The sequence below is a fragment of the Idiomarina abyssalis genome (assembly GCF_019797805.1).
In the GTDB taxonomy this organism is placed as follows: Bacteria; Pseudomonadota; Gammaproteobacteria; order Enterobacterales; family Alteromonadaceae; genus Idiomarina; species Idiomarina abyssalis.
The window spans coordinates 2,422,888-2,447,225 of the sequence record NZ_CP081832.1 but is presented as its reverse complement, the minus strand read 5'-3'; the positions used below and the strand labels follow the sequence as shown (position 1 = coordinate 2,447,225).

Annotated in this window: 19 protein-coding genes; 12 read left to right on the top strand and 7 right to left on the bottom strand. The window is 50.1% G+C overall.

What is annotated here, in order from left to right; translation table 11 throughout:
• Nucleotides 1–67: 67 nt before the first annotated feature.
• Nucleotides 68–2,530 carry a penicillin-binding protein 1A gene (locus K5X84_RS11740; protein WP_222235950.1) on the top strand — a complete coding sequence of 821 codons (2,463 nt, stop codon included), beginning with the start codon at nucleotides 68–70 and terminating at the stop codon, nucleotides 2,528–2,530.
• On the opposite strand, the gene K5X84_RS11735 is transcribed toward K5X84_RS11740, so the two are convergent.
• Entirely contained in the window at nucleotides 2,531–5,002 is a 2,472-nt protein-coding gene (locus K5X84_RS11735) for a bifunctional aspartate kinase/homoserine dehydrogenase II (RefSeq protein WP_222235949.1), read from the bottom strand. It abuts the gene before it with no gap.
• Between the two features lie 174 nt (nucleotides 5,003–5,176).
• Here K5X84_RS11735 and metJ point away from each other — a divergent pair, with 174 nt between their 5' ends.
• On the top strand, nucleotides 5,177–5,500 hold the full coding sequence (gene metJ / locus K5X84_RS11730; protein WP_082332159.1) for a met regulon transcriptional regulator MetJ: 324 nt from the start codon (nucleotides 5,177–5,179) through the stop codon (nucleotides 5,498–5,500).
• On the opposite strand, the gene K5X84_RS11725 is transcribed toward metJ, so the two are convergent.
• Together K5X84_RS11725 and rpmE are read right to left on the bottom strand one after the other, a co-directional pair.
• The gene (locus K5X84_RS11725; RefSeq protein WP_199495058.1) at nucleotides 5,497–6,741 is read right to left on the bottom strand and encodes a malic enzyme-like NAD(P)-binding protein; all 1,245 of its coding nucleotides are present in this window, start codon (nucleotides 6,739–6,741) and stop codon (nucleotides 5,497–5,499) included. The two genes, metJ and K5X84_RS11725, sit on opposite strands and share 4 nt — an antisense overlap.
• Nucleotides 6,742–6,988: 247 nt before the next feature.
• On the bottom strand, nucleotides 6,989–7,201 hold the full coding sequence (rpmE, locus tag K5X84_RS11720; RefSeq protein ID WP_054490333.1) for a 50S ribosomal protein L31: 213 nt from the start codon (nucleotides 7,199–7,201) through the stop codon (nucleotides 6,989–6,991).
• Nucleotides 7,202–7,368: 167 nt separating this feature from the next.
• On the opposite strand from rpmE, the gene priA reads away from it, so the two are divergent.
• From priA to hslU, 5 genes are all read left to right on the top strand, one after another.
• A complete protein-coding gene (gene priA, locus K5X84_RS11715; RefSeq protein WP_222235948.1) occupies nucleotides 7,369–9,579 on the top strand; it encodes a primosomal protein N' in 2,211 nt (736 codons plus the stop codon).
• Between the two features lie 92 nt (nucleotides 9,580–9,671).
• Nucleotides 9,672–11,414, top strand: a complete 1,743-nt coding sequence (gene argS, locus K5X84_RS11710) for an arginine--tRNA ligase (protein ID WP_222235947.1) — start codon at nucleotides 9,672–9,674, stop codon at nucleotides 11,412–11,414.
• A 6-nt stretch (nucleotides 11,415–11,420) separates the two neighbouring features.
• A complete protein-coding gene (locus tag K5X84_RS11705; RefSeq protein ID WP_054490326.1) occupies nucleotides 11,421–11,987 on the top strand; it encodes an SPOR domain-containing protein in 567 nt (188 codons plus the stop codon).
• 83 nt (nucleotides 11,988–12,070) lie between these two features.
• On the top strand, nucleotides 12,071–12,628 hold the full coding sequence (gene hslV, locus K5X84_RS11700) for an ATP-dependent protease subunit HslV (RefSeq protein WP_054490324.1): 558 nt from the start codon (nucleotides 12,071–12,073) through the stop codon (nucleotides 12,626–12,628).
• A gap of 1 nt (nucleotide 12,629) precedes the next feature.
• Nucleotides 12,630–13,982, top strand: a complete 1,353-nt coding sequence (gene hslU, locus K5X84_RS11695; RefSeq protein WP_199495055.1) for an HslU--HslV peptidase ATPase subunit — start codon at nucleotides 12,630–12,632, stop codon at nucleotides 13,980–13,982.
• Nucleotides 13,983–13,992: 10 nt separating this feature from the next.
• Here hslU and K5X84_RS11690 read toward each other — a convergent pair whose 3' ends face one another.
• The gene (locus tag K5X84_RS11690; RefSeq protein ID WP_222235946.1) at nucleotides 13,993–16,065 is read right to left on the bottom strand and encodes a putative bifunctional diguanylate cyclase/phosphodiesterase; all 2,073 of its coding nucleotides are present in this window, start codon (nucleotides 16,063–16,065) and stop codon (nucleotides 13,993–13,995) included.
• Nucleotides 16,066–16,226: 161 nt separating this feature from the next.
• Here K5X84_RS11690 and rraA point away from each other — a divergent pair, with 161 nt between their 5' ends.
• Nucleotides 16,227–16,712, top strand: coding sequence for a ribonuclease E activity regulator RraA (gene rraA, locus K5X84_RS11685; RefSeq protein ID WP_054490318.1), 486 nt, complete (start codon nucleotides 16,227–16,229; stop codon nucleotides 16,710–16,712).
• 2 nt (nucleotides 16,713–16,714) lie between these two features.
• Nucleotides 16,715–17,761, top strand: coding sequence for a formimidoylglutamase (locus K5X84_RS11680; protein WP_199495053.1), 1,047 nt, complete (start codon nucleotides 16,715–16,717; stop codon nucleotides 17,759–17,761).
• Here K5X84_RS11680 and hutI read toward each other — a convergent pair.
• Nucleotides 17,712–18,938, bottom strand: a complete 1,227-nt coding sequence (gene hutI / locus K5X84_RS11675; RefSeq protein WP_222235945.1) for an imidazolonepropionase — start codon at nucleotides 18,936–18,938, stop codon at nucleotides 17,712–17,714. The two genes, K5X84_RS11680 and hutI, sit on opposite strands and share 50 nt — an antisense overlap.
• 122 nt (nucleotides 18,939–19,060) lie before the next feature.
• On the opposite strand from hutI, the gene hutC reads away from it, so the two are divergent.
• From hutC to hutH, 3 genes are read left to right on the top strand one after another with little or no spacing between them, the layout of a single operon-like run.
• Entirely contained in the window at nucleotides 19,061–19,762 is a 702-nt protein-coding gene (hutC, locus tag K5X84_RS11670; protein ID WP_054490313.1) for a histidine utilization repressor, read from the top strand.
• Between the two features lie 3 nt (nucleotides 19,763–19,765).
• A complete protein-coding gene (gene hutU / locus K5X84_RS11665; RefSeq protein WP_222235944.1) occupies nucleotides 19,766–21,442 on the top strand; it encodes a urocanate hydratase in 1,677 nt (558 codons plus the stop codon).
• Nucleotides 21,443–21,451: 9 nt separating this feature from the next.
• On the top strand, nucleotides 21,452–22,987 hold the full coding sequence (gene hutH / locus K5X84_RS11660; protein WP_222235943.1) for a histidine ammonia-lyase: 1,536 nt from the start codon (nucleotides 21,452–21,454) through the stop codon (nucleotides 22,985–22,987).
• Nucleotides 22,988–22,990: 3 nt separating this feature from the next.
• Here hutH and K5X84_RS11655 read toward each other — a convergent pair whose 3' ends face one another.
• Nucleotides 22,991–23,893: a bifunctional GNAT family N-acetyltransferase/hotdog fold thioesterase gene (locus K5X84_RS11655; protein WP_199495049.1), complete on the bottom strand. Its 903-nt coding sequence runs from the start codon at nucleotides 23,891–23,893 to the stop codon at nucleotides 22,991–22,993.
• Nucleotides 23,894–23,898: 5 nt separating this feature from the next.
• Complete coding sequence (gene dtd / locus K5X84_RS11650) at nucleotides 23,899–24,336, bottom strand: D-aminoacyl-tRNA deacylase (protein WP_222235942.1); 438 nt, start codon at nucleotides 24,334–24,336, stop codon at nucleotides 23,899–23,901.
• Nucleotides 24,337–24,338: the final 2 nt, after the last annotated feature.

Sequence of the window (24,338 nt, the reverse complement as noted above, 5' to 3'; positions counted from 1 at the left end):
TAATTTATGTCGGTTTTTGCGGTTTAAGCAGACTGGTGTAGTGAAAAAGCGGTTATGGAGCAGATAATTGAAGTGGTTTAAGCGGCTAATTTACACCTTGCTGGTGTGTACTATTATTGGCGGGGTAGCGGTTGGCAGCCTTTACTTGTATGTAAAGCCCGAATTACCCAGCGTGGAAACTTTGCGCGATGTGCGTTTGCAGACACCAATGCAGGTGTTCACAGCAGACGGAGAACTGATCTCACAGTTTGGTGAAAAGCGGCGTATACCTGTGGAGCTGCAAGACGTACCGCAACCGCTTATTGATGCTTTTCTGGCAACTGAAGACAGTCGTTTTTATCAGCATTTTGGTGTTGATCCTATTGGTGTTTTGCGTGCCTTTAGTGTGTTGCTGACCACCGGTGAGATTCAGGAAGGTGCCAGTACCATTACCATGCAGCTGGCACGTAACTTCTTTTTGACCTTTGAACGCGCGTGGATGCGCAAGATAAAAGAAGCCTTTATTGCCGTTCACATTGAACAGCTCTTAAGCAAAGATGAAATTCTGGAACTTTACCTCAATAAAATTACCTTTGGGCATCGCGCTCATGGTGTCGGGGCTGCAGCACAGGTTTATTACGGTAAGCCACTAAAAGACCTGACTTTAGCACAGATGGCAACCATCGCAGGCCTGCCTAAAGCGCCGTCGAATCTAAACCCAATTTCAAACCCCATTGCCTCGAAAGCGCGCCGCCGTGTGGTTTTGTTGCGTATGCTGGATGAAAATAAAATCAGCCAGGCGGAGTTTGAAGAAGCGGCTAATGCTCCGGTTACCGCTCGTCGCCATGGAGCGGAGGTAACGGTCAATGCGCCTTACCTGGCTGAGATGGTGCGTCAGGAAATGGTAGACCGCTACGGAGACGACCAAGCTTACAATGAAGGCTACAAGGTTTACACAACGATAAGAAGTGATGTGCAGCTGGCTGCGCGTCAGGCCGTCTGGGATAACCTGCACAGTTATGACGAACGCCATGGTTACCGCGGTCCGGTGAGTTTGTTGTGGTCGGCAGAGAAAGAAGAGGAGCCGGTGGAAGAACCGGCTATTCGGCAATACCTTGAACAATTACGCGTTATTGGTGCGGTTACACCGGCTGTGGTGACAGCCATTGGTGAGCAGTCTGCGGAAGTGATGGTTAAAGACGAGGGGAAAATCACTTTACCCTGGGAAGCCATGCACTGGGCCCGCGAATACCTGAACGAAGAACGTCAGGGACCGCCTCCGGAGACAGTCGGAGAAATCATGCAGCCCGGGCACGTTATTTGGTTGCGTCGGGTGAATGACGGCAGTGAATGGCGTCTGGCTCAAATTCCTGAACCAAGTTCCGCCATTGTGTCGCTAAGGCCCGATGACGGCGCTGTAGCTGCTGTGGTTGGTGGTTACAGTTTCCAGCTGAGCCAGTACAACCGCGCATTACAAGCGGAACGTCAGGTTGGTTCTAATATTAAACCGTTAATATATTCAGCAGCCTTTGAAGAAGGATTGACGCTGGCGACTTTGGTTAACGATGCTCCGATTAACCAGTGGAACCCGGGTTCCGGTATTGCCTGGCGACCCAAAAACTCGCCTGAAGTTTACGAAGGGCCTATTCGCCTGCGTAAAGCGCTGGCTAAGTCGAAAAACGTGGTTTCAGTGCGGCTAATTCGCGAAGTGGGCGTAAAGCAAGTGGCAGACCATTTAGCGAAATTTGGGCTGGATCGTTCTGAAATTCCTGAAAATGAATCGCTCTCGTTGGGTTCTCTTTCAATGACACCGATGCAGGTAGCCAGAGCATTTGCTGTTTTCGCAAATGGTGGCTTTTTGGTCGAACCTTATTTCATTGAACGCATTGAAGATGCAGACGGAAACGTTTTAGACGAAACCGACCCGGCGCGCGCCTGTTTCGACTGCGATAAACCGGCACCGCAGGTCATCAGTGAGCAAAATGCATTTTTGGTTGAACAGGCAATGAACTCTGCTGTCTGGGGTGGTGGAAGCTGGCCTAATGGCACTGGCTGGAATGGTACCTCCTGGCGTATTCAACGTTCCAAACCCATTACCGAAGCGGTAGGTCGTAATATTGCCGGTAAAACCGGTACGACAAACGATGTGCGAGACACTTGGTTCTCGGGCTTTACTTCTAGTCTGTCCACCACGGTCTGGGTAGGTTTTGATGATGTTTCCAGAAAGCTGGGGCGTACGTCAAAGCATCCTGAAGTGGACTCCAGTCAGCAGGCAATAACAGGCGGTGAGGCTGGTGCTAAAACAGCGTTGCCGGGCTGGATCCTATTTATGGAAAAGGCGTTACCCCTGTTCCCGTCACGTGAGTTTGGTATTCCACCGGGCGTGGTGAATGTTCGAATCGACTTAGAAACTGGTAAGTTGTCGCATAAGAGCGATTACACAACACGCTTTGAATACTTCATTCGGGGAACTGAGCCGACAGAGTACAGCCGTAATAATGGCAACTCAGACCGCGATATTTTTGAAGACAATGACGACGATTTATTCTAGTCAGGCATTAGGACAAAATGAGTGGGAGCGTTGAGCTCCCACTGCCAGTTTACCCAGTAACTGATTCAAATCGGACTGAACACCACCTGCGGTAACGTGTTTACCTGCACCGGGACCACTTATTACGAGCGGCATTTCAGAATACCAGTCGGTGTAGATAACAAAGATGTTTTCGCCGGGTATTAGGTTTGCCAGCATATCCCCTTCCGGAATGTACTCAATACCAACCTGGGCGGTAACCCGCTGCTCATCACTGACCGTGAAGCTGGCCAGTAGTCGAGGGACCTTACCGTCTTTGGCGGCTTCGTCGAGCATAGCTGCCATGGGCTCATCAAGCTCAGATATGCGTTGCATAAAGTCGTTAAGCGGTATGTCGCGTAAGTTCTCCGGCACAAGGCTTTGTACCTGAATGTCCTGCCAGTCCAGATTCAAGCCAATTTCGCGTGCAAGAATCAGCAGTTTACGGACAAGGTCCTGGCAGGACAGATCCTCTCGTGGGTCGGGTTCGCTGTAACCCCTTTCTTTGGCTTCTTGTACCAGCGAACTGAAAGCCACACCTTTGGTGAAATTCTCAAACAGCCAGGACATAGTTCCGGAGAAAATACCGGAGATACTGCGGATTTCGTCGCCGGAATTGCGTAAGTCATTAATGGCGTAATTCAAAGGCAGTCCAGCGCCAACTGTGGTGTTATAGAGCCACTCACGTTCGTATTCGTGCTGGATGGTACGAATTTCGCGGTACAGCGCTTCGTCAGCCGAGCCCGCGCGTTTGTTGGCACTGATGATATGAAGGCCGTTTGCGAACAGACTCGGGTATAATTGCGCGACTTGTTTGGCATCGGTTAAATCAATCACAACCAGCTCGTCGTATGGCGCATTGGGCAGCTCGCGCAACAGTTCGGTCAATACGTAAGGGCGCGCCAGGCGGTCGAAGTCATCTGCCCACTGGGTCAGTTCAACGCCGTTGTAATCCAGCCATAAACGGCGGGAGTTGGCTATGCCAATAACGCGAACGTCCATCACCTGATTAATGCGATCTCGTTGTTGTCTGAACAGCTCCAACCAGGCTGTACCAATATTGCCACGGCCAATAACCAGCACACCCAGACTGCGGCGGTAGTTAAATAATTGACTGTGTAAACGGTTCAGTAAACGGTTATCAAGCTTCTGCTCTAAAATAGCCACAGCGGAGTCGCCGTTCTGAGTTAAGGCAAAGCGGCGTACTTTTTGTTCTGAAAGCTGGAGCTTAAAGGTCGAAAACTGATCGGTTTCCTGAATGCGGTTACCGACTATAGCGACCATGGAGTAACCGCGAATTTGAGTGATGGCATCACCCGCGCCCAGACTGTCCAGCCAGCCGGTCAGATAGTCTAAGTGGTTTTGGTGAAAGACCAGATACTGCTGATGATTTTCCGGCTCAGTCCAACTGACCAGCGGTTCTAACTCCAGTTCATCCAGGCGCTTTACTAAAGCCTTGTCCTGCAACTCAACTTTAAACAGAACCACTTCGGACAAAGACGTGAAAACTTTGCCGCGGGGCTGCGTATTCTGGAACTGACCAATGCGGGTTTGCTGGTTTTCTACTTTTAAGCTGGAACGTACCGATATGACCATGCGTTGACGGTCGACCGGCTGAAAGGTTCTTGGGTGCAGAACCGGGCTGCCAAGTCTTGCCAGTTCCTCGGCTTCGGTCCAGTCCAGTGTGGGCAAACTGACGACACGTTCAACTTTACGAGGATCCGCCGAGTAAACACCGGCAACGTCTTTCCATATGGTGACCTGGCGAGCATCAAGCAAGCTACCCACCAGCGTAGCTGAGTAGTCACTGCCGTTGCGACCCAGAGTCAAGCTTTCGCCGTTTAAGCCACGGGCAATAAAGCCGGTAACAATAAAGCGGGTGCCGGAATGAGGAGCTACCCGCAGTAGTAGCTTTTCACGGGAGTGCTCAACCTGAATCACAGGCTCTGGAGCATCCGCTGCCAGTAAGAAGTCGCGGGCATCAATGTGGTCGGCCCGGGTGCCCTGTTTTTGCAGCAGCGCAGATAATAAGCGTGCCGACCAAAGTTCACCGTAGGACAGCAGCTCGGCGTTATGAGCAATGTCTTCGTCACCGGCTAACCAACGACGCCAGCGAGTGAAGTCCTGTTGTGACTGTTGCAGCAATTGCTGTTGTAAATCGCCACTTAATAATTCAGTGATAAGCCCTTGCTGAAAATTCTCCAGCTGATCGAGCAGAATACTGGCGGTATCGCCCGGCTGCGGTTTGGCGTTTATAATAGCCAGAATACGATTGGTCGTATCACCAGCGGCGGAAACCACGACAAGATCGCTCGCGCCGGCGTATTCCGTTACAATGCGGGCCACACGTCGATAGCAAAAGGCGTCGGCAAGACTGCTTCCGCCAAACTTGTGTACCTGAACACTGTCGGCAACGGCCTGCTTTTGCTCCTCTGTGAGCTGTGTTGTTGTCATTCCGCCTTCCTTAACTACTCGCATGGATTGGGTTACTGCTACTAAGGCTAAAATATTGTCAGACAAATGTCAGCAACTTTTAGCCATCTAGACGGATAAAATTTGACGGGGTCGCTCAGTCGGGTACAATTCATTACAACTTACAGGGTTTTGTCTGACATCAGAGTAATGAATATGAAATGGAACGGCGAATACATTTACCCGTATGCTGAACACGGTCGTAAGAGTCAGCAGGTTAAGAAAGTTACGGTCTCAATTCCTACTCGGGTATTAAAAGTACTGACTGATGAGCGGACCCGTCGCCAAATCAATAATTTGCGTCATGCTACCAACAGCGAACTGCTGTGTGAGGCGTTTTTACACGCTTTTACCGGTCAGCCGCTGCCCGAAGATGAAGACTTACAAAAATCGAATTCGAATAAAATACCCAAAGCCGTGCGGGAAGAGCTGGAAGCCAGAGGCTTGCCCATCCCGACGGATGACGAATTGGACGATTAATCCTGCATATAATTTTCTGGTAAATCGATTTTCGCCGCGCCGGATTTCACGGCGGCTTCAGCAACGGCGCGAGCCACACGTTGGCACAAGCGTGGGTCGATAGGCTTAGGAATAATGTAGTTGCGGCCGAAGTTTAATTCTTTGACATCGGCTGCTTTTAGCACGGAATCGGGCACGGGCTCTTTCGCCAGCTGACGAATGGCCTCTACCGCTGCCACCTTCATTTCATCGTTAATGGCTGTTGCCCGCACATCTAATGCTCCGCGGAACATAAAGGGAAAACAGAGTACATTGTTCACCTGGTTCGGATAGTCCGAACGGCCAGTTCCCATAATTAAGTCGTCCCGTGCTGCCATAGCAACTTCCGGTTTAATTTCCGGATCAGGGTTTGAGCAGGCAAAAATAACCGGGTTAGGCGCCATTAGCTTCAGCTCTTCCGGGCTGAGCAGGTCAGGGCCTGAAACGCCGACAAAGATATCAGCACCCTCAATAACATCTTTTAGCGTGCGCTTATCGGTATTGTTAGCGAACAGTTGCTTGTATTCGTTTAAGTCATCACGGCGGGTGTGAATAACGCCTTTAGAATCGAGCATATAAATGTGTTCGCGCTGTGCACCGCATTTAATCAGAAGCTCCATACAGGCAATTGCTGCTGCGCCGGCACCGAGACAAACAATGCGTGACTCGGCCAGTTTTTTGCCCTGAATTTCCAGCGCGTTAAGCATACCGGCTGCGGTAACAATGGCAGTACCGTGTTGGTCGTCATGGAATACCGGTACATTGCAGCGTTCTATTAAGGCCTGCTCAATTTCAAAACACTCAGGCGCTTTAATGTCTTCTAAGTTAATACCGCCAAAGGTATCAGCAATGTTGGCAACCGTATTGATAAAGTCCTGTGTGGTACGGTGACTGACTTCAATATCAATGGAATCCAGCCCGGCGAAGCGCTTGAACAAAAGTGCTTTACCTTCCATGACCGGTTTTGACGCTAATGGTCCCAAATTGCCCAGACCGAGAATAGCCGTTCCGTTGGTAATAACAGCAACCATGTTGCCTTTAGCTGTGTACTTGTAGGCATTGTCCGGGTCTTGCGCGATTTCCCGAACCGGCTCTGCTACGCCCGGGCTGTAGGCCAGCGCTAAGTCTTTGCTGGTTTCAGCAGGGGTGGTGAGTTCAACGGAAATTTTACCCGGGGTCGGGTATTGATGGTAATCCAGTGCCTGTTGGCGAAAGTCTGTCATGCGGTGATACCTGAGTCTGGTGATCAGAATGCCGATCAGTCTATCGCTTTTGTGCTAATAAACAAATCTTACCTCCGCCTTTGAGGGTAATGAGGTGAATGAAATTTCCAATGTGTTCAAAAGTACACCAGTTAACTTTTCTTTAACAATAGGCCGCTTAGCGAAACAGGCACAAAAAAAGGCGCTGTTTAGCGCCTTTTTCTTAAAATCTGCTGTTAAGCAGCGTTTTCTATAAGTTTTCTTAGGCTTATTTCTTGCCCAGAGCACCAAAACGCTTCTTAAATTTGTCAACACGACCACCAGTGTCCATTACACGCTGCTTACCAGTGTAGAACGGGTGGCACTCTGAACATACGTCCAGGTGAAGATCTTCTGAGCGGGTTGAACGCGTTTCGAACGTGTGACCGCAAGAACAGCTGACTTTTAAAGTCTCGTACTTAGGATGAATACCTTGTTTCATGGGGTTACCTCAGTTATGGGCCGCATCGCCATTCGATCCAAAGCCGAACACCATGCGCAAAAAAACATCAATGAATTAAGAGCCGCGCATTTTATGTGATCCTGAGCTTGTGATCAAGCAGAATCTGCTGCCTTGTATTCTGCGCGGTAGCGTTCCAGAATAGAGCCATGAAGCAAGCCAACACCGGCAATGAACGACGTTATAAAGTCGCTCTGCCGTTACCTCTTCGACAAACCTATGATTATCTGTGCAAAAGTGCTGAGCCGCTGCCGCAGGGAGTGCGCGTGCGCGTGCCATTTGGTCAGCGCCAGTTAGTCGGCTATGTGGTTACTGAAGCCAATGACGAGCCGCCAACGTTTGAGCTGAAGTCGGTTTCGTCGGTATTGGATGAGCAACGACTGTGGCCGGATGATATTTGGCAACTGGTTCGCTGGTCTTCCGATTATTACCACCACTCGCTGGGGGATGTTGCTGCCAATAGCCTGCCGGTTTTGTTGCGCAAAGGCGATGCGCCGGAATACCTGACTGAAACTTTTTATGCGTTGACTGACTTAGGCCTTGCTCAGTCTATTAACGACTTGAAAGGGGCGGCGCGACAACAGCAAGTGCTGGCGGCGCTGAAACATAAGCCGCTCAGGCGCAGCGACTTAACCGACATAGGTGTGACCTCGGCCGTGCTTCGTACCCTGCAGGATAAAGGCTGGATTGAGGTGCGTGAGCAGGCACCGGCAAAGCCACAAAGCTGGCAGCAGAAGCCATCGGTATTAAGAGAACAGGGTCATGAATTAAATACCGAGCAGGCAGTAGCGGTTTCAACCATTAACCAGCAACAGAAGCACAGTACGCTATTGCTGGAAGGCGTTACCGGCAGTGGTAAGACTGAAGTCTACTTACAGGCTATGCAACCGGTACTGGAACGTGGTGAACAGGTTTTAGTGCTGGTGCCTGAAATTGGCCTCACCCCGCAAACCCTGCAGCGCTTTAAAGAACGCTTTGACGCGCCGGTGGTGATGCTGCACTCCGGTATGAGCGACAGAGAGCGATTGAATACCTGGCTGGATGCTAAGCACGGGCATGCAGCGATTATTATCGGTACCCGTTCGGCGGTGTTTACGCCTTGCCAGAAGCTCGGTCTTATTGTGGTTGATGAAGAACATGACCTTTCGTATAAGCAACAAGATGGTTTCCGTTATCATGCCCGGGATATTGCTATTAAACGGGCGTCGTTGCTGAATATACCGCTGGTATTAGGCAGTGCTACCGCGTCGCTGGAAACCTTAAACAATGCGGTAAACAAACGCTTTCACTGGCTTAAGCTGGGGCAGCGCGCTGGTGGCGCGCAAATGGTTAAACACGAGCTTATTGACCTTAAGCAGCAACCGATAAAAGCGGGCATCTCCAAAGCACTACGGGAACAAATTCAGGTAGAAATTGAGCGCGGTAATCAGGTGCTGTTGTTTTTGAATCGTCGTGGCTTTGCCCCTGCGTTAATGTGTCATGAATGTGGTTGGCTGGCCCAGTGTCATCGCTGTGACGCTTATTATACCGTGCATAAGACGCACCAGCAGCTGCAGTGCCACCATTGTGGGAGTCAGCAGCGGATACCACGTCAATGCGGCTCCTGCGGCTCGCCGCAGATGATTTCTCATGGTGTGGGCACTGAGCAGCTCGAGCATAGTCTGAAAGAGATGTTTCCTGGCCGCGGGGTACTGCGCATTGACCGGGACTCAACCCGCCGCAAAGGCCAGTTAGACGACTACCTGCAAAAAGCCACAAATAATGAGTATCCTTTGCTGGTCGGCACGCAGATGCTGGCAAAGGGCCATCACTTTCCTAACGTGACTTTAGTGGCGCTGCTGGATGTCGACGGTGCGCTTTACAGCGCTGACTTTCGGGCTGCAGAGCGTTTAGGCCAGCTTTATACTCAGGTGGCCGGTCGCGCAGGGCGTGAGCACAAAGCCGGTAAAGTGGTGCTGCAAACCCACCATCCGGAGCATGATTTAATTCAGGATTTGCTCAATAACGGCTATTCGCATTTCGCACTGACGGCTTTAGCCGAACGCCAACAAAGTGAGCTGCCGCCGTTTTCTTATTTAGCTCTGTTCAGGGCTGAGGCGACAGACAGAGACTCTGTCGTGCAGGCCATGACCCAAATTCAGCAGTTGATGCCGCAGGTTGATGGTGCGTTTTTACTGGGGCCAATGCCTGCCTTAATGGAGCGTAAAGCTGGTCGTTACCGCTATCAATTGCTGTTACATTGTCAGTCACGGAAATTACGTTTTCAGTTAATTGAGCACTTGCTGCCGCAGATTAACGCCTTGCCGTTATTGAAAAAAGTACGCTGGTCGCTGGATATCGATCCGCAAGACTTCAGCTGATTAACAACTAAGCGGTTTTTTTTATCGGGCGTAGCGATTAAACTAAGCGCTTTGAATTTCCTCTTCGATTTTTCATACAGGTAGTCGCATTAATGAAAGAACAACTTGAACAGTTACTGGCCGAAGCCATTGGTCAACTTAAAGCACAGGGGAAAATCCCTGCGGATCACCCAGTAAAGATTCAGTTGGATCGCCCTCGCGACAAATCGCACGGTGACTTTGCGACGAACCTGGCACTTATGTTGGCAAAGCCGGCAAAGTCGAACCCGCGTCAGTTGGCTGAAGCTATTGTTGATGCGGTCCCGGAGAACTCTCTGCTGTCGAAAATGGATATTGCCGGACCGGGCTTTATTAATTTCACTATTTCGCAGGACCAGCTGAAAGATCAGTTAACGGCGATGCTAAACAGTGACCGCCTGAATACCGATGTTGCTCACCAAAGCAAAACCATTGTCATTGACTACTCGTCGCCTAACCTGGCGAAAGAAATGCACGTCGGCCATTTACGTTCTGCCATTATTGGTGATGCCGTGTCCCGCGTGTGCGAGTTTTTAGGTCATAAAGTGGTTCGCCAAAACCACGTGGGCGACTGGGGTACACAGTTCGGTATGCTTTTGGCTTACATGGAAGCGCTGGATAACCAGTCGGCAGAATATGAACTGAGCAACCTGGAAACCTTTTATAAAGCAGCCAAGCAGCGTTTTGACGACAGCGAAGAGTTCGCTGACCGTGCTCGACAGCTGGTGGTAAAACTGCAGTCGGGCGACGAATACTGCCTGAAGCTGTGGAATCAATTTATTGATGTATCACTCAGCCATTGCCAGGAAGTTTATGATCGTTTGGGCGTTAAGCTGACCCGTGATGACGTGATGGCAGAAAGTGCCTACAACGACAAGTTACCGGGTGTCATCGAGCACCTGCGTGAAAAAGGTTTGCTGACCGAAGATCAGGGCGCGCAGTGCGTGTTCCTGGAAGAGTACAAAGGTAAAGAAGGCGAACCGCTGCCAATTATTGTGCAGAAAAAAGGCGGTGGTTATCTGTATGCCACCACCGATTTAGCCGCCATTGAATACCGTCAGAAAGTATTAGGCGGTGACCACTTAATGTATTTTGTAGACGCCCGTCAGGCACTGCATTTTGACCAAATTTTTACCCTGGCGCGTAAAGCAGGCTTTGTTGAGGGTGAGATACAGCTAGACCATTACGGTTTTGGTACGGTGATGGGCAAAGACGGAAAACCTTACAAAAGCCGTGACGGGGGTGTGACTAAACTGGCTGATTTATTAGATGAAGCCGAACGCCGCGCACTCGAGTTGCTTCAGCAGAAAACGACCGACTTAACAGACGAGCAGCAGAAACGCGTTGCTGAAGTGGTGGGTATTAGCTCGGTGAAGTATGCCGACTTGTCGAAAAACCGTACCAGTGACTACATTTTTGACTGGAATCACATGCTGACCTTTGAAGGCAATACAGCGCCTTACCTGCTTTATGCTTACACCCGTGTGAACAGCATTTTTGACCGACTCGGCGATACCGCTTTTGACCGTGATGCAGACATTATTCTTAATGACGAGCGTGAGCTGGCACTTGCGAACCAGCTGGTGCGTTTTAATGAAGTGCTGCATCAGGTTCAGGATAAAGCCATGCCGCACTTCTTATGCGGCTATCTGTTTGATCTGGCCGGGCGTTTTTCCAGCTTTTACGAAGCCTGCCCTATTTTGAATCAGGAAGATGAAGCCCTTCGTAACAGCCGCCTGAAGTTGTCGATGTTAACGGCTAACGTGCTGAAGCAAGGCCTGGATTTGCTGGGCATTCCAACCCTGGAGAAGATGTAACGCACTATGGATTACGCGAATCGTAAGCCAAAATCGCCGAAACGTAAGCCGGCTAAGAAAAAGGGAAGCAATAAAAAGCAGCAACGTGGCGCAAAACCTGTTGGTGAACGTAAAGCTGTCCCCTGGTTCGTGGTTATTATTGCCATTGGCTTAATCGCCTTATTTACTTATATTCTGGTGCAAATTAGCGGTAAGTCCGAGGAAGTTGAGCAACCGCATGTGCAGCAACCACCGGCCGATCTGTTGCCGGAAAAGTCGGCCGAACGCTGGCGTTATATTGAAGAGCTGGAAAGCAAAGAAGTGGAAGTGGATGTACCCGAACGCGAAGTGGGTCCACCTAAGCTTATGCAATGTGGCTCTTTTCGTCAGCAGGCTGACGCAGAAAGGCTGCGTGCGCAAATTGCTATGGCGGGTCTGGAATCTCAGGTTAGAGCAACGGACGGCAGTAATGGTCTTTGGTACCGGGTTATTTTAGGGCCTTATGAAACAAAACGTGACGCCGAACGTGATCGTCATAAACTGCAGCGGAATCAGGTGTTTGGTTGCGCAATTTGGAACTGGAACATTGATTAATCCATACCCACCATTGAAAAACACGATATAGACCCTCAAATACTTGTCATTGATGTCACAAAGACAAAAAAGAGGGTCTTGATTTGACTACTATCGTATCTGTTCGCCGCGGCGATAAAGTTGTAATTGGCGGAGACGGCCAGGTTTCCTTAGGTAATACCGTAATGAAAGGCAATGCACGTAAAGTGCGTCGTCTTTACCACGACAAAGTGCTGGCAGGTTTTGCCGGCGGAACCGCTGACGCTTTCACACTGTTCGAACGCTTTGAATCCAAACTTGAGCAACATCAGGGCAACCTGATGCGTGCTGCTGTGGAACTGGCAAAAGACTGGCGTACTGACCGGGCGCTGCGTCGGTTAGAAGCTCTGTTGGCAGTGGCTGATAAGGAAACCTCACTGATTATAACGGGTAACGGCGACGTTGTTCAGCCTGAGAATGACCTTATAGCTATTGGCTCGGGTGGTCCTTTTGCTCAGTCAGCGGCAAGAGCGTTGCTGGAAAACACCGACTTGAATGCCCGCGACATTGTGCAAAAAGCATTAACTATAGCGGGTGATATTTGCGTATATACGAACGGCAATCAGACCATTGAAGAAGAAGAGTCTATTGCTGAAGACAAAACAAAGCAGGGGAAAGAATAAGATGTCTGAGATGACCCCAAGAGAAATTGTTGACGAATTAAACCGACACATTATTGGCCAGGATAAAGCCAAACGCGCTGTTGCCGTTGCTTTGCGTAATCGCTGGCGCCGCATGCAGCTGGACGATGAACTGCGTCAGGAAGTGACGCCAAAGAATATCTTAATGATTGGCCCAACGGGTGTTGGTAAAACGGAAATAGCCCGTCGCCTGGCAAAATTGGCAAAGGCACCGTTCATTAAAGTAGAAGCCACTAAGTTCACCGAAGTTGGCTATGTGGGTAAAGAGATAGAGTCTATTGTTAAGGACTTGACCGATGTAGCAGTGAAGCAAACTCGTGAAGAGATGATGCAAAAGGTACGTTACCGCGCTGAAGAAGCGGCGGAAGAGCGTATTCTGGATGTACTGTTGCCTCCGGCGAAGAAGTCGTCCTCCGGTTGGGCTCAACAACAGGAAGAAACACCTGAAAACGATGATCAGCGCGGCACACGTCAGGTATTCCGTAAGAAGCTGCGCGAAGGCCAGTTAGACGACAAAGAAATTGAAATTGATTTAGCTATGCCACAAATGGGTGTTGAAATCATGGCACCACCGGGCATGGAAGAGATGACGTCGCAACTGCAGAATATGTTCCAGAACATGGGCAACGATAAAACCAAAGCCCGTAAGATGCGTATCAAAGACGCCTACAAACAACTGGTCGAAGAAGAAGCGGCGAAATTGCTGAACCCAGATGAAGTCAAAGAAGCAGCGATTGAATCGGTTGAGCAAAACGGCATTGTCTTTTTAGATGAAATTGACAAGATTTGTAAGCGCGGTGATACCAGCGGACCGGATGTTTCACGCGAGGGTGTGCAGCGTGACCTGCTGCCTTTGGTTGAAGGTACAACGGTGAACACCAAGCATGGCATGATAAAGACCGACCATATTCTGTTCATTGCCTCTGGTGCATTCCAGATGAGTAAGCCATCGGATCTTATTCCGGAGCTTCAGGGTCGTTTGCCGATTCGGGTAGAACTGGAAGCGCTGACCAGCGGCGACTTTGTTCGCATTCTGACAGAGCCTAGTGCTTCACTGACGACGCAATACCATGCGTTACTGAACACGGAAGGCGTGGAGGTTAACTTTACCGAAGAGGGCATTCAGCGCATAGCTGAAGTTGCATTCCATGTGAATGAGACGACCGAGAATATCGGAGCTCGCCGGCTGCACACCGTGCTTGAGCGCTTGATGGAAGAAATTTCCTTCCATGCAACAGACCACAACGGTGAGAAGCTGACCGTAGACGCAGATTACGTCAACGAACATGTTGGTGAGTTGTCGCAGGACGAAGACTTAAGTCGCTTCATCCTGTAATACATTACCGTTAAAAAGCCGTTGCAAACTCCCCGGGAGGCAGCGGCTTTTTATTGCTCTGAATTTGACGTTCAATAAATTGTTCGGCGAATTGCAGGCGCATTGGCGGCGAATAGAAATAGCCCTGCATCATGTCACAACCCAGTTTCTGCAACATATCCTGCTGTTCTTCGGTCTCAATTCCTTCAGCAATCACTCGTTTTCCTAAACCATGAGACAAGCGGATCATGGCTTTTAAAATGGTCGCGTCGTTATTATTTTGCTGAAGTTCGCTGATGAAACTTCGGTCAATTTTAATTTTGTTAATAGGCAAGGACCGTAAATAAGCCAGAGAAGAATGTCCTGTACCAAAGTCGTCGATGGATATACCAAAGCCCATCTCCCGCAAACGTTGAATGACACTCATGCCATTATGCAAGTCAGACATAGCGACATTTTCAGTAATTTCTAATTCCAGCCATTCCGGCGAGATACCGTAGTCTTCCTGCAGCCGCTGCATTTTTTCAATCAACTGGAAATGCTGAAACTGAGGTGCAGAGAGGTTTACCGCAATTGGCCAGCATACGCCAAACTTTTGTTGCCAGGAGCTAAGAATCGCAGCGGCCTGATTCAGCACCCAGTCATCTAAATCGGTAGAAAGGCCGAGTTGTTCTATGTAAGGCAGGAACTCTGCCGGACTCAGCAAGCCCCGTTCGGGGTGTTGCCAGCGTATGAGGGCTTCAAACCCACAAAGCTGCTGATGGTCGAAGTCGAACTGAGGCTGAAGGTACAAAGTGAATTCATTTTCTTGCATTGCCTTACGAAGCACTGGCTCCATATCAACCAGATAGGAGTACATTTCGTCCATGCCGCGCTCATAAAAGGTTATGGTGGGCTGGTGCGACTGCTTGGCCTGAGTTAAACCTATGGTTGCCTTATTGAGCAAGACTTCCGATCGGCTGCCGTGCTGAGGGTAGCGCGAAATACCAATGCCTACTGCAATATTTACGGTTTTCTCGCCAATATCAATGGGCAGGGTCAATGCTTCCTGAAGTTCTGTGGCTAAGTCTTGTATCAGGCTTCGGTTCTTTAAGTGGTCAAAAGCAATAGCAAAAACGTCACCGCTGATACGTGAAACAGTGAGGGGCTGCTTAGTAAAATTTTGCAGGCGGCGGGCAATTTCCTTTAGAACCTGGTCACCGCCGCGAATACCGATATTTTCGTTCACCACTTTAAAACGGCTGACACCAATTAGCATCATGGTTAAGTGGCGATTGTTGCTACGGCAATATTCAATAAATAACGGAATTTTACTGACCAGTTGATCGCGGTTAGAAACCCCTGTCAGAGCGTCATGAGTGTGAAGATATTCGGCGCGTTGAATAGCGCGCACTGCGGTATTGCGCTCTGACTCCAGCAGCCAAATAATGACGCCAACAATAACAACGGCAATGATAATAACCGTTAACAGAGCCTGGAAACTTAAAACCCAGTCGATGGCGTTGGCTGATAACGAGAACATTCCGGCCAGCACCAGAAAGTTTTTAATGCCGATACTCAGAAAACCCCCTGAGACTAACTTGGGGCCGATACCTGCGCCCAAACTGCGCCACATGAAAAAGCCGATAGCAATAAGCGCTAAGCCTGTGACTAAAAAGCGCATAAACCCGGCATTGGGGGTGCTGCCGACAGAGCTGATAGTTGGCTCCAGCCAGAAGTAGGAGATAACCCCACCAATGAGTGAAACGGCGTAAGCAATATACTGCCAGTATTTTTGTGGTTTGCTGTTAAAGGCGGCACAGGACGCCCCCAAAGCAATAAAGCAAATTGCCAGGTACTGGAAGGTTAAGGCAATGCCTTGTAAGCCGCCGGACCAGTTAAGTGCAGACTCGGGTGCAACCATTGCGCTGCCTGCAAGAAAGGCGCGAATTAACTCACTGGGGCCAAAGGCAAAGCAGGCAAAAGACCAGTAACTTAAGTAGTCACGTCGATAATAACGGTGATAATACATAAGCAGCGACGCGAAACCGATAAGAAAAACGGCTTGTATGGCGTGCGCAAAGGTCTCTATTGCCAGACTTGTCATTAGGTCAAGCTGCGGCATGAAAATAGCGATTCACTTTATTATTATTATAGTTAGTTAGATTAAACGGGTTTTTATTCTATAATTCAAGGGTTTCGTTACCTCTGTCGGGCTTACTTTTGTCCTTGCCGGATAGCAGGTATACTGCCAGTCACTGCTATAGCAACGTCAGGAACACAATCATGGAATACAACACTTCAGAACTTTGCGATTTATACCCCGATATGGTCGATGTGGTTGAGCCCATGTTTGAGTCTTATGGAGGCCGTAGCTCTTTCGGCGGTCGTCTGGTTATCATTAAATGCCACGAAGACAAAGGGCTCATTGAAGAAACGGTGGCGGCAGACGGTGGCGGCAAAGTATTGCTGATAGATGGTGGTGGCTCGGCACGTCGTGCTCTGCTTGATGCTGCTATAGCTGAACAAGCTATGGATAACGACTGGGAAGGCATTGTCTGTTATGGGGCTGTGCGCGAAGTTGATGCGCTGGAAGAACTGGACATTGGTATTCTTGGCGTAGCTTCTATTCCTGTGGGGGCAATTAGTGAAGGTGTGGGTGAAGTGAATGTGCCGGTTAACTTTGGCGGCGTCACCTTTTTACCCGATGATCATCTCTACATTGATACCACCGGCGTCATCTTGTCTCCGGAACCACTAGATATTGAATAACTATGAGTGAGATTTCTTTTTTAGAATTAACCGATCCGGCTAAATGGGTAACGGTGCGCGAGCAGGAAACAAAAATTGGTCAGGCTATTCGGGTTCTTTCTGAGCAGGGAACTTATGAAGAAAGCCTGGCTGCAGCCTGGGAAGACGGCCAACGCGTAGCTTTAGTGGGAGTTCCGGAAAGTATTGGCGTGCGCGCGAATCTTGGGCGGGCAGGTGCCGACGATGGCTGGCAGTCCTTTCTCAAGAGCTTTTTGAACCTGCAGAAAACCGGCTTGCTTTCTACCCATGAATTGTTGCTGATTGGTGCTGTTAATTGTGATGATTTGAATGAAAAAGCTGAGGAGCTGGATACTTCGAACCCGCATGAACTAGCGACGTTACGCGAACTTTGCGCACAGGTCGATGCGCGGGTGGAAAAGGTGCTGACGCCGCTGTTCGAGCAAGGCTTTGAAGTCATTGTTATTGGTGGTGGTCACAATAACGCGTATCCACTATTGAAGAGCCTGCATAAAGTGACCGGTGAAGCCTGTGGAGCCGTGAATTTAGACCCGCATGCAGACTTTCGCCCGCGCGAGGGTCGCCACTCTGGTAATGGCTTTAGCTATGCCTATATGGAAGGCGCGCTGGAGTTTTATCATATTGTTGGTCTGCATCAGGGGAAAAACTCCGCCAGCAGTCTTCGCCAGTTGCAGGACGCAGGAATGCGTTACCATACGCTGCACCGCTTGTACGAGCGCCCATTTACTGAAGTGATGGACGAAGTGGTGGCAAAAGCGGTGTCCTGGCAACGTCCACTGGGCATTGAGGTTGACGTGGATGCCTTAAACGCTGTGCCTGCCAGTGCGGTGAATTATGTTGGCTTGAGTCTTGGACAAGGCTTTCAGTACGTTAAGCGACTGGCAGAGGTTAGCGAGGCACGTTACCTGCACCTTGCCGAAGCCGCACCGTCATTATGCAGTGCGGGCTTCGATGAAGGCATGAAAATTTGCGGACAGCTGCTTAGTGAGCTGACCACGGCTTACTTACACGGTCGTGAGCGACGCCGTTAAACCACAAGGTTTTTAGCGGGTTTACGCCAAATTGGTAAGTGAGCTCAGCGGCGTCCTGACAATTCCATAGCGCTAAATCTGCGTAACAGCCTTCGGCAATAACGCCCCGCTTCTGTTCACCTAAGGCTTTGGCAGCATTAACTGTTACCCCGCGCAAGCATTCTTCCGGTGTCATGTGGAAGAAGGTAGCGGCCATTTGCAGCATTAACGGTAGGTTGTGAATAGGCGAAGAGCCCGGGTTTGCATCGGTGGCAATGGCCATGGGAACGCCGTGTTTTCTCAGTAATTCAACCGGCGGCTTTTGGGTATCGCGCAGAAAATAGAATGCGCCCGGCAATAACACCGCCACTGTGCCATTTTCGGCCATGGCTTTAACGCCTTCCTCGTCTAGCTGTTCAAGATGATCAGCAGATAACGCCTGATATTCCGCGGCCAGCTTGGCACCTTGCTGATTAGTAATTTGTTCGGCATGAAGCTTAATAGGAAGTCTTAACTTTTTAGCTGCTTCAAACACTTTTTCAGTTTGGGCCGGGCTGAACCCAATGCTTTCACAAAAAGCGTCAACAGCATCGACCAGCCCTTCGTTCGCCAGAGTCGGCAGAATGTTTTGGATAATTTCATCAATATAGCCGTCGGCGTTATCCTTGAACTCTGGCGGCACGGCATGCGCTGCCAGTAGCGTGGTCTTTATGTTCACCGGCAACTGTTCGGCTAACTGACGCGCTACGGTTAACTGTTTGCGCTCGTTTTCTAAGTCCAGCCCGTAACCGGATTTCACTTCAATGCTGGTGACGCCTTGTGACATGAGCGTTTCTGCGCGCTCTAAAGCTAATTTAAGCAGCTTTTCCTGTGAAGCTTCGCGAGTGGACTTGACGGTGCTTTTAATGCCGCCGCCCTGCTCGGCAATTTCCTGATAGCTGGCGCCATGCAAACGTTGAGCAAATTCGTTAGCCCGCGAACCTGCCCATACCAGATGGGTATGGCAGTCGATTAACCCAGGGGTCAGCAAACCGCCGTTACCGTCAATGACTTCCGCCGTGGGAGTGGCGGGAGCGTCAAAGGCTGCACCTACAAATTCAATTTTTCCTTTATTGATAATGACTGTAGCGTCGTGGATCAGACCATAGCCCTGATCATCGTTCATTGTTGCTGCGTTGATGTTTTCTATACGTTGCATAGCAGTCCTTAAAGGTGAGTTCTGATAAAAGAATAGCAAAAGTAACTTGTATAGACAATTATTCTGGACTAGACTTTTACCCTCAAAAGTACCGTGTCATATCATTCATTGTTGGGGTCGGGATGAATAAATTCTCAAAGATAAAACAGCACATTTATCTGAAGATAGAGTCCGGTGAGTGGCCTGAAAACCACCCTGTCAGTTCGGAAAACGCATTATCGACGCAGTTCTCGGTCAGTCGTATGACGGCTCGCAGAGCCTTGCAGGAGCTTGCGGATGAAGGTCTGGTGATAAGAACGCAGGGGTCCGGCACTTACGTTGCCCCCATCAAGTCGCAAACCTCGTTTATGGCCATTCGCAATATTGCCGATGAGGTGCGTTCGCGCGGACACGATTACCGCGCCAAGGTGCATTTGCTAAAAGAACAGCCGGCAAGCGCTCAAATTGCGGAAGCACTGGAGCTGGAAGAAGGGAATCCGGTTTTTCATTCGCTGATCACCCACTATGAAAATGACCAGCCGGTTCAGCTTGAAGAGCGTTTTGTGAATCCGAAGCTGGTACCCGATTATCTTAAGCAGGACTACAGTAAGGTCACTCCGCATGAATATTTATGCGTAGTCAGTCCGCTAACCGAAGCCAGTCATCAAATTGAAGCCATTCTGCCGGTCAGCACGATATGCCAATACTTAAATATCGACCGTCACGAACCTTGTCTCAGAATTTTGCGCCGTACCTGGAGCTCAGGCGGTGTGGTCACCTTTGCCACACTGACTCACCCTGGCTCCCGGTTTAAGTTAGGCGGCCATTTAACCTTTAAGGAGTAAGTCATGTCATTCACCCGTTTGGATAAAAGTCGCAAAATAAGCGCACCTCATGGAACCGAGCTAACCACCTGTAACTGGCAGGTAGAAGCTGCAAAGCGGATGCTAATGAACAACCTGGATGACGAAGTTGCCGAACACCCACAGGCACTGGTCGTTTATGGTGGTATTGGGCGTGCTGCGCGCAGCTGGGAATGCTATGACAAAATTATTGAAACTTTAGAGCGCCTGAAGCCAAACGAATCTCTGTTGATTCAGTCGGGTAAACCGGTGGGTGTATTTCCGACTCATGAAGACGCGCCGCGTGTATTGATTGCAAACTCTAACCTGGTGCCCGAATGGGCAACATGGGAGCATTTTAACGAGCTCGATAAAAAAGGCCTGATGATGTACGGGCAGATGACTGCGGGTTCATGGATTTACATTGGCTCGCAAGGCATTGTGCAGGGCACTTATGAAACCTTTGGCGCCGTTTCGCGTCAGCACTTCGACGGCGACGCTAAAGGTAAGTGGGTACTTACTGGTGGTCTTGGAGGCATGGGCGGAGCTCAGCCGTTGGCGGCCACCATGGCCGGTTTTTGCATGTTAGCGGTGGAGTGTGATGAGTCGCGCATCGATTTCCGTTCGCGCACCGGCTATGTGGATCATAAAGCCACCAACCTGGACGATGCGTTAAAGCTGATTAACGACGCCATGGAAAAGGGCGAAGCCATTTCAGTGGGCTTACTGGGTAACGCCGCTGACGTTTATTCTGAATTGCAGCAACGCGGTGTCACACCGGATGTGGTGACTGACCAAACGTCTGCCCACGACCCTCTGCACGGTTACTTGCCACAAGGCTGGACGCTGGAGGAGTATAAAGAGCAGCAGGAAAGCGACCCCAGTGGCACGGTAACCGCCGCGAAAGAATCTATGGCGGTACAGGTTCGCGCTATGCTGCACTTCCAGAAAGAAGGCGCAGCTGTACTGGATTACGGCAACAATATTCGTCAGATGGCCAAAGACGTTGGCGTTGATAACGCCTTTGACTTCCCGGGTTTTGTCCCCGCTTATATCCGTCCGCTGTTCTGCGAAGGTATTGGTCCATTCCGCTGGGTGGCGCTTTCGGGTGATCCGGAAGACATTTACAAGACCGACCAGAAAGTCAAAGAGCTGATTCCGGACAACGAGCACTTACACAACTGGCTGGATATGGCCAAAGAACGCATTAGCTTCCAGGGCTTGCCGTCACGTATTTGCTGGATTGGCCTTAAAGACCGCGCCCGCATTGCTCGTGCGTTTAACGACATGGTTAAAAGCGGTGAGTTAAAAGCTCCTGTGGTTATTGGTCGTGACCATTTGGATTCCGGCTCAGTTGCCAGCCCTAACCGCGAAACCGAAGCGATGCAGGACGGCTCTGATGCGGTATCGGACTGGCCCCTGCTGAATGCGTTGCTGAATACAGCCGGCGGCGCGACCTGGGTCAGCCTGCACCATGGTGGTGGCGTAGGTATGGGTTATTCACAGCACGCTGGTGTGGTGATTGTGGCCGATGGTACCGAAGAAGCCGACAAGCGCTTAAGCCGGGTGCTGTGGAACGACCCGGGCACAGGCGTTATGCGTCATGCTGATGCCGGATACGATATTGCGAAAAACTGCGCCCGTGAACAAGGGCTTGATTTACCGATGCTGGATACGAAGTAAGGAGGTTGCATGAGTCATTTTGAATTACAGCCAGGACAGTTGCAGTTAAGCGAACTGCGCCACTGGTTTTATCAGCATCAGACGCTAAAGCTTTCTGATGAAGCGAAAGACAACATTGCGACTTCGGCAAAAACCGTTGCGGATGTACTGGAGCAAGGGCGAGTGGTTTACGGTATTAATACCGGTTTTGGACTACTGGCGAATACACGTATTCCACCAGAACGTTTGACTGATTTACAGCGCCGCATTGTGTTGTCGCACGCCGCCGGCACCGGTGACTTAATGGAAGACGCCGTGGTGCGTTTAATGTTGTTGTTGAAAATTAACTCTCTGTCGCGCGGGTTTTCTGGTGTGCGTCCGGTGTTGGTTGATGCGTTGATTAAACTGTTGAACGCCGAGGTGTATCCCTGCATACCGGAAAAAGGTTCCGTAGGCGCATCTGGTGATTTAGCCCCGTTAGCGCACATGGTATTGCCGTTAGTAGGCGAAGGTACGGTGCGCCATAATGGCGAGGTGCTAAACGCTAAAGAAGGTCTGAAAATAGCGGGCATTGAGCCTTTTGAACTTGCGCCGAAAGAAGGTCTGGCCTTATTAAACGGCACTCAGGCATCAACCGCACTGGCATTGGCAGGTTTGTTCCGAATTGAACGTAACTTCCATGCCGCCATTGTGGTGGGTGCGACTTCTGTGGAAGCCGCTATGGGCTCTCGGGCGCCATTTGACGAACGTGTACACGCTGTGCGAGGACAGCCGGGGCAAATTAAAGCGGCGGAAATGCTGCGTCACGTGCTGACTGACAGTTCTGAAATTGCCAAAGACCACGAAGACTGCGAGAAAGTGCAGGATCCGTATTCTCTGCGTTGTCAGCCTCAGGTAATGGGTGCAGTATTAGACCAAATTGAGCATGCCTCGGGCATTCTGGTACGCGAAGCTAACGGTGTTACTGACAACCCACTGGTATTCAGCGAAGAGCAGGACATTATTTCCGGTGGTAACTTCCACGCCGAACCTGTTGCTATGGCGGCGGATATTCTGGCCATTGCAGCGAGCGAAATTGGCGCTTTGTCAGAGCGTCGGAGTGCGCTGCTGATAGACAGCCATTTAAGCAAATTGCCGGCGTTTTTGGTGAATGACGGTGGGGTTAATTCGGGCTTTATGCTGGCGCAGGTTACTGCCGCGGCATTGGCGTCAGAGAATAAAACTCTCGCGCATCCTGCCTCGGTGGATAGCCTGCCAACCTCTGCTAACCAGGAAGACCATGTGTCGATGGCAACCTTTGCAGCACGCCGGTTAACGGACATTGCTAAGAACGTCAGCGACATTATTGCTATTGAGTGGTTAGAAGCGGCGCAGGGTCTGGATTTCCGTCGTCCTTTAAAAGGTGCGGCTGCGGTTGAAACGGCCTTTAACTGTCTGCGTGAGCAAGTGGCGTATTATGCGGAAGACCGCTTCTTTGCACCGGATATTAAAGCCGCCAGTGACCTGATTCAAAATGGCGAGTTAGCGGCAGTGGTGCAACTACCGCATATTTTGTCTGAAGTGTAAGGGTTAATCCCGTTTAGCAAGAACCACGAAGCGGCCGGTAAATTCTGCTACCGGCTGCTCTTCGTCGAGTATTTGAGCTTTTAGTGTTAACCGGGCATTTTTGCCTTGTTTTAACGCAGAAAAGTCACCGGTAACATCACTTAACCGTGCTACTGCCCGAGGCTCCTGAGTCACCGGCTTATGGTAATGAATGTTGCCATCGCCCAGTACGACTGACCCTTCAAGTTCCCGCTCCAACAGCTGCAAATGCAACAACCCCCAGCAGGTTAAGGTGCCCAGTGAATAAATGCTGCCTGCAAACATGGTGCCGTGTACATTAATGTTCCGTGATAGAACCGCGCGGGTTTCGAAAACACGCCCTGTGTATTGATGAATCTTAATGCCCATGGCATCGGAAATAGGAATGTCTTCCTGCCAGGTTTTCTGTAGCTCAGTACACCATTCGGGTCGATAAATTATGCGGTTATATTCAGTAAAAGACTTACGTAAGTGATGTTCTGCCATTGGGTTATTCACGGTATCGGCTTCTTCCGCGACTTCGTAACCACACTTCTTGTAAAAGCCGATGGTATTGTCGCGTGAGTTGATCACGACATGTGTTGCGCCTTCTTTGCGCGCAGCAAGCTCCAGCGCGTAGATAATAGCAACCCCATGGCCTTCGCCACGGTATTCAGGTGCAACGGCCATAAAGCGTATTTGAGCTTCTTCCGGGCTATTAAAATGCAGCCGGCCAACGGCAACGGCTTCGTCAGCTTCATTCACGACCATTCGGTGATGACCCACTTGATCGTATTCGTCTTGTTCAGAGCCCAGTGGCCGTTGAAAGGGTTCACGCAGAACCCGCCAGCGAAGGTAATAATAACGTTCGAGTTGCTCGTCGGTTTCAGGAGTAATAACGCGATACATGACAGTTATACCTTCAATTCAAATGTAACCGGGCCGTCATTGACCAGTTCAACCTGCATATCGGCCGCAAAACGACCGGTTTCTACCGGAACGCCCTGAGCTTTCAGCTTTTCACAAAACACCTGATATAAGTGTTGAGCCTGGTCGGGTGTTGCTGCAGATGAAAAGCTGGGGCGACGGCCTTTACGGGTATCTGCCGCCAGTGTGAATTGAGAAACAACCAGGGCTTTGCCTTGTTGATCAATGACACTGTTATTCATTTTGTCGTCGGCGTCACTAAAAATCCGATAATGAGCAATGCGTTTTGCCAATTTTTCGGCACTGGTTTCGTCGTCCTGGTGTTCTACTCCGAGCAAAACTAGCAGCCCGTGGTCAATGGCACCGACAACTTCATCGGCAACGGTGACCTTGGCATGGCTAACGCGCTGAATCAGTCCGATCATGA

Coding starts and splice junctions, on each gene's coding strand:
- K5X84_RS11735 (WP_222235949.1), bottom strand. CDS start 5,002: ATGACAACAACACAGCTCACAGAGGAGCAAAAGCAGGCCGTTGCCGAC.
- metJ (WP_082332159.1), top strand. CDS start 5,177: ATGAAATGGAACGGCGAATACATTTACCCGTATGCTGAACACGGTCGT.
- K5X84_RS11725 (WP_199495058.1), bottom strand. CDS start 6,741: ATGACAGACTTTCGCCAACAGGCACTGGATTACCATCAATACCCGACC.
- rpmE (WP_054490333.1), bottom strand. CDS start 7,201: ATGAAACAAGGTATTCATCCTAAGTACGAGACTTTAAAAGTCAGCTGT.
- priA (WP_222235948.1), top strand. CDS start 7,369: ATGAAGCAAGCCAACACCGGCAATGAACGACGTTATAAAGTCGCTCTG.
- argS (WP_222235947.1), top strand. CDS start 9,672: ATGAAAGAACAACTTGAACAGTTACTGGCCGAAGCCATTGGTCAACTT.
- K5X84_RS11705 (WP_054490326.1), top strand. CDS start 11,421: ATGGATTACGCGAATCGTAAGCCAAAATCGCCGAAACGTAAGCCGGCT.
- hslU (WP_199495055.1), top strand. CDS start 12,630: ATGTCTGAGATGACCCCAAGAGAAATTGTTGACGAATTAAACCGACAC.
- K5X84_RS11690 (WP_222235946.1), bottom strand. CDS start 16,065: ATGCCGCAGCTTGACCTAATGACAAGTCTGGCAATAGAGACCTTTGCG.
- rraA (WP_054490318.1), top strand. CDS start 16,227: ATGGAATACAACACTTCAGAACTTTGCGATTTATACCCCGATATGGTC.
- K5X84_RS11680 (WP_199495053.1), top strand. CDS start 16,715: ATGAGTGAGATTTCTTTTTTAGAATTAACCGATCCGGCTAAATGGGTA.
- hutI (WP_222235945.1), bottom strand. CDS start 18,938: ATGCAACGTATAGAAAACATCAACGCAGCAACAATGAACGATGATCAG.
- hutC (WP_054490313.1), top strand. CDS start 19,061: ATGAATAAATTCTCAAAGATAAAACAGCACATTTATCTGAAGATAGAG.
- hutU (WP_222235944.1), top strand. CDS start 19,766: ATGTCATTCACCCGTTTGGATAAAAGTCGCAAAATAAGCGCACCTCAT.
- hutH (WP_222235943.1), top strand. CDS start 21,452: ATGAGTCATTTTGAATTACAGCCAGGACAGTTGCAGTTAAGCGAACTG.
- K5X84_RS11655 (WP_199495049.1), bottom strand. CDS start 23,893: ATGTATCGCGTTATTACTCCTGAAACCGACGAGCAACTCGAACGTTAT.
- dtd (WP_222235942.1), bottom strand. CDS start 24,336: ATGATCGGACTGATTCAGCGCGTTAGCCATGCCAAGGTCACCGTTGCC.